Genomic DNA, 5,432 nt, shown 5'->3' with positions numbered 1-5,432 from the left:
GGATTTTTTTTGGGGTTGTTGTTCGTGTTTTACAGGGTGATGTTTGTGACGAGTTGCCCTGCGATGATGTTGAAGAGGAGGATGACGGCGGCGCTGATGCTGATGTAGATGAGTGTGGTTTTGATGAGGTTGGTGCCGAGGAGGTGTTCTTCTGCGAGTTTGTCAGCGCCGCTCTCTATGCCGGTGATGAGTGTGCTGAGGAGGTACGCGATTTGGACGACGTAGACGCCGACAATGATTTGGAAAAAGTAGGTCGGGATGCCACTCCCGAAGACGGCGAAGATGCCGGCCATCGGTGCTTGGTTTGGCGCGTCCTGGGTGAGTTGCGTGAGGATGCCGCCGAGGTTGCCGATGATTTTAGTGATCATGCTCGTGATGCCAATGACGATGCCCGCGATGGTTGGGGTGAGGAAGGAGACTTGGCTTCGCATGCTGCTGACTTCGTCGGCCATGAGGTCGCGGAGGCGTTCGTCGACGCGGTGCATTTCTTTGATGTATTCTGAAACGTTCATGACGGCCTGACTCGCGATTGCTGTGCCTTTCTTGCTGCTCTCGATAAGGACCTTCATGCTGCTTTCGATGATGCTGCTGGGGAAGTAGTTAATGCTGCCGACTTCCGGATCGAATATGGCTTCTTCAATGCCGTATCCGAGCTTCCTGATATTTTCGGTGGTGATGGCGAAAAACTTGCCGGTTTCGGTTTCTTGCATGACTTCAGCGACGCGTTCAAACGCGATTTCGGCGGGGAGGCCGTCACCGAGGCGGTTGCCAAGCTGGAAGAGTGCTGAGGCGAATTCTTGCTCGAGCTTCTTTACTCGTTCGCGTATTTTGATGAAGAGGTCTGATTTTTTTTTGAAGTAGTATCCGAAGCCGATGCCGAAGGAAAGGGGGATGAGGAGGCTGAGGAGGGTTGCGCCTAGGCCGTACGGCCCGACGAGGCGTCCGGTTTCTTCTCCTCCTACTAGTTCTGGACGGTATCCGAGGAGGTAGAACGTTGCGTCCTCCGATGAGAGTGTGTTGATGGGCTTGATGGTGCCTTCCCTGGTGAAGATGACGTCCCCTGTTGGATTGAGGGCGTGGAGGAGGAGGGGTGTTGTGCCAATGAAGAAGAAGAAAAGAAAGAGGAGGACGCTGGTAAAGAGCGGGCTTGTTTGCAATGGCTTTTTTCCTATGGCTACGCGTATCATGCGTTGAAATGAAGGGTCGTTAATGTTGGTGGAGCTGCCTCCGTACCCGCTGGGTCGTTTGCTGAGGATTTCTTTTGCGAGGAGGAAGACGAGGATGGGGAGGACAATGTTGTAGAGGGTCATGAGGTGCCACCATCGAACTTCGGGTATGAAGCTGACGATGAGGGGGAGGATGACGAGGCCGAGGATGGGGAGGATGATGCCGAGCATGTGGAGGGTGGTGATGGGGCCTTTGAGGCCGTGCGCGTAGTGGAGCATGCGTTCGTAGGTCTCATCGAGCATGACCTTGAGCGCTTTATCCAATGCGTTGAGTCTTCTGTCTTCGCTGCTTTCTGCTAAGCTGCTCTCAATGAGGTGCATACTCTCGACGAATTCGAGGTTGGTGTTTCTCCACTTGAGAAGGTAGGCGTCGAGGCTTTCCTTGATGCTGCTGTAGTGTTCGGTTTCGACGTCCCAGATGATTTTTTTCATGTCGAGCGCGAGAGGAGGGCCGAGGTGTTCGCCTGCGAAGTCAATGGCTCGTTCGAGGTTGCTCGTGTGGCGCATGTAGGTGACGATATAGAAGATGCAAAGGACCATTTGGTTGCTCGCTTTGCTTCTCCAGCTGTCGGCAAGGATGAACGGGAGGTTCATGAGGCCGTACATCATGAGCAGGGCTGCAATGACTGCGACGATGATGAAGAAGATTGAGGCAGATCCCCAAACGAGGAGAGGGGTGATGAAGGTGAGGATTGTGGTGAGGAAGACGAAGAGGAGCGGCGCGAGGATGGCGAAGCTCGTTGCTCCTTCGGGAGTGATGGTGAGGTGGCAGGTGTTGATAGCTTCTTGGATGCTTTTACGCTTGTTTTTGTCTGGCTTGAGGTGGAGGAGCTTTTCCGCGATTTTGCATCCTTGTTCGTAGATGGTGTGGTGCCTTGGTGTGTAGGCTGCTTTGAACGCTTCGTAGTCTTTTGTTGAGAGAAAACCTTCTTGTGCTTGTTCTTCGTGGAGCGCTTTTCGGAGTTCGCTTCCGTATTTTTTTTGGAGGTTGCGTAGGGTTGCGTTCTCGTCTGTTTTTCGTGGCGGAGTCAAGGGAGCGTCACCTGGCGTGGTCTTGAGGAGGGGTTGTTTTTTTTTTGTTGCTGCGTTGTGTTGGTGGTGTTACGTTGCTTTTTTGAGGGTGTGGTCTTTGAGTTCTTTGGCGAGCCATGCTGACCATGCTTGGTAGATGGCGTCCGGGTCTGAGCGTCCTTGTTTTTCCTTGACGTCGTTGACGGCGCGGTGGAAGGCGTCGTTTGCTTTGATAACGAATTCTGCTTCGAGGAGTTCTGGGCTGGATGTTTCTCGTGCTGCGGTGACGAGTGCTTCTTTTGTTTTTGCTCGTAGTTCAATGTTTTTCCAGACCGCGTTCCAGTTTCCAGCCCATTCTCGTACGTTGCCCGCGATTGCTTTAAGGATGTCGCTGTTGCCGTTGATGAGTTCAGGGGTTGGTTCGAGCTGGTCGGTTTTTGGGTTGTAGGTCATGAGGTCGACGAAGCCGCCTTCTCTGAGGGGGTCGTTTTCCCATTCTTTGCGTACTTCCGTGATTTTGGTGACTCTTCGCCACTTCTTGAGGCCGTCTGCGCTGCGCACCGGGTTTGCGACGATGATGATGTCGGTTGCTTTGAAGCTGGTTCGCGGGACGCCCAGGTCGTTGACGACGCGGTCGAAGACGCCGTAGGGGCTGTCGCCGTGGATGGTTCCTGCGACGACGTTTGCAAGGGCGCCGACGCGCATAGCTTCGTAGAGGGCCCGCGCTTCTTTGCTGCGAACCTCGCCAATGATGAGTGCGCTGTCGCCGAGGCGGAGCGTGGTGCGTATGCCGTCTTCTGCGCTGACCTCTGACGTTCCTCTTGAGAGTGCGCTGGCGACTTTCATGGGTTGGATGTTGTAGCCGAGTTTGCGTAGGGAGGGGGTGGGGAGTTCGAGGGTGTCTTCGATGGTGAGGATGCGGTAGCGGCGCATGATTTCTACCATCATGCTTCCGAGAAGTGAGGTTTTTCCTGCGCTGCGTGTTCCTGCGACGAGCATGGTTCTGTTTCCGTCAATGAGGAAGCTGATGAGGCCGGCGGCGAGAGGGCTTAGCATGCGGGTGTGAATGAAGAGGGGGATGGTCCAGGGTTTGTCTCTGTGGCGGCGAAAGGCGTACGCTATTTGCGTGGGGTTGAGAGGTGGTGCAATCACGCCTACTCTTGCGTTGGCAATGCCGGGGATGAGGATTTCTGTGTCGAGGATGGGATCTGCTTCGTCGAGTGGCCTGCCACTCATGATGCGTAGTTTAGATGCCCAGCTTTCCGCGTCGCTCGGGGTTGGGATGATGTTTGTTCGGCATTCGCCGTGGTCGGCGTGGACGAGGAAGGCGGGGGAGTGGCCAAGGGGGCTGTTGATGGTGATGTCTTGGACTTTTGGGTCGGCAAGAAGGATTTCAATGAGGCCAAAACCGATGGTGTAGCGAAGGAGGACGTTGGTGAGCTCATTGAGTTCTTCTTCGGAGAGGTTGATGTTCTTGCTTGCTGCGAGTTCTTCGAGGAGGTCTCTTCCAACGTGAGCGAAGACTTCGCGCATGCGTTCGGGGTCGACAAATTCTTCTCGCTGTGGTTTGTGTTCGGCCATGATGTTTCTGGCTTGGTCGAGGAGTTCGTAACGGTCTTCGGTCAGTTTGAATTCGGGCGGCATGATGTGGTAGAGGTATTGGACGGTGCCTGGGAGTTTGAAGATGACGACTTCTGTTTGCCCGGTGGTGTAGGTTTCGATTTCTTCTGCTCCTTGCGGGTAGGAAGCCATGAGTTTCGTGAACATGAAGTCTGGTTTGATTGCGGGGTTGAAGACGAGGCGGTAGATGTCGCGGTCGCCGATGCGGTACCCGGCAAGGTGTGGTTTGAGGGTGGTGATGAGTTTGGTGTGGCCGAGGAGGTCAAGCGTGTTTTGGATGAGGGTGAAGAGTTTTTCGAGGTTTCTTCGTTCTGTTTCGTGAATGGCGCGTTCTAGTGCGATGTGTTGTCTTCGCGCGATGCGTCTGAGTTCTACGAAGGCGCCAGCGGGGTCGCTAATGAGTGTTTGGGTGAGGTGCGTGTGTAGTTCGTTGTAGAGGGCTTGAGGGTTGTCGTTGGTGAGTGCCGCGATGGCTTGGTAGCCGAACTTGTCTTTTTGCTTGAGGAGTTGGCTGTAGAGATGTGCAATTTCTGCGAGGAGTTTGACTTGAGGGTAGTCGTATTCGTAGTCTCGTTTTTGGACGAAGACGATTTTGGTGGTGTTTGGGTATTTGATGAGGAGTTCGTGGGCGCGCTGCATGAAGATGGGGTCGTCTTCAATGCTAGGGACGCGGGTGATGCCTTCTACGTCGACTCTGAGGACGTTGTCCTCTCCTTCCCGGAGGAGTTTTGCAGAGAATGGTTGTGGTGTCTCCTCTGGCATCCCTCACCTCTTTCCTCTCTTTGTTGTAGCAACGAAAACTTTAATAGTGGTTTCTCATGTTGAAGGTATATAAATATTGTGGTAGGGTTGTTGTATGGCTGGTGGAGCGTTTAGTGGGGAAGGGTTTTCAGGGCAGGGGCGTGGTCGTTCGCTTTCAGGACAGGGAAATGTTGATTTGTTGGAGATTTCTCAGAATGTGAATAACGTTGCTTCAAGGCTTCGCGTTATGGAGGACAGATACGGGAATTTGCGCAGCAAGTTGGAGTTGTCAGATAAGGGGTTGCTTGATTTTGAGCGTGAGACGAGTGCTCATGTGAAGGCGTTGCGGGCTCAACTCGAGGCGCTTCGCAAGGAGGTTGCCGAGGCGACAGGCAAGATTGAGCGGATGGTGAAGGAGTTGGAGAACACGGTGAAGGCGTCCGATTTTCAGGTGATTGAGAAGTATGTTGATGCGTGGCAGCCGCTTGAGTTTGTGACGAGAAGGGAGCTTGCTAGTCTTCTTGAAGAGCTTGGCTTGGATAAGGGCGGCTTGTCAAAACATTTATAAAGCTCTGTTGGTGGTTGGAAACGTATGGTTTTGTTTGATAAGCGTGGGGCTCAAGGCGGCGAAAGCGGCGGGGGGAGTGACGGTGCCTTGCCGGTGCAGCGTATTCGTGTGATGAGGGAGCAGGGTTTGACCAATAATCAGATTGTTCAGGCTTTGCAGCGGGATGGTTTTTCAACGAGTCAGATTTTTGATGCGATGAATCAGCTTGATATTGAGCCTCCTGAGGAGTTGCTTGCAGGAGGAGACGTCGGGGTTGGTGGTTCTGG

General features: G+C 53.6%; 4 protein-coding genes. 2 read left to right on the top strand and 2 right to left on the bottom strand.

The features are described 5' to 3' along the window. Positions 1–29: 29 nt before the first annotated feature. Positions 30–2,258: a hypothetical protein gene (locus D6783_04075; protein ID RME52682.1), complete on the bottom strand. Its 2,229-nt coding sequence runs from the start codon at positions 2,256–2,258 to the stop codon at positions 30–32. Positions 2,259–2,327: 69 nt separating this feature from the next. After that, positions 2,328–4,619, bottom strand: coding sequence for a hypothetical protein (locus D6783_04070; GenBank protein ID RME52681.1), 2,292 nt, complete (start codon positions 4,617–4,619; stop codon positions 2,328–2,330). A gap of 94 nt (positions 4,620–4,713) precedes the next feature. On the opposite strand from D6783_04070, the gene D6783_04065 reads away from it, so the two are divergent. Together D6783_04065 and D6783_04060 are read left to right on the top strand one after the other, a co-directional pair. Then, entirely contained in the window at positions 4,714–5,166 is a 453-nt protein-coding gene (locus D6783_04065) for a hypothetical protein (GenBank protein RME52680.1), read from the top strand. Between the two features lie 24 nt (positions 5,167–5,190). Continuing rightward, positions 5,191–5,432, top strand: a 242-nt coding sequence (locus D6783_04060; GenBank protein ID RME52679.1) for a hypothetical protein, incomplete at its 3' end; no start/stop codon positions are given.

The organism is Candidatus Woesearchaeota archaeon (assembly GCA_003694805.1).
In the GTDB taxonomy this organism is placed as follows: Archaea; Nanobdellota; Nanobdellia; order Woesearchaeales; family J110; genus J110.
This window is presented reverse-complemented; position numbering and strand designations above follow the sequence as displayed.

Coding starts and splice junctions, on each gene's coding strand:
- D6783_04070 (RME52681.1), bottom strand. CDS start 4,619: ATGCCAGAGGAGACACCACAACCATTCTCTGCAAAACTCCTCCGGGAA.
- D6783_04065 (RME52680.1), top strand. CDS start 4,714: ATGGCTGGTGGAGCGTTTAGTGGGGAAGGGTTTTCAGGGCAGGGGCGT.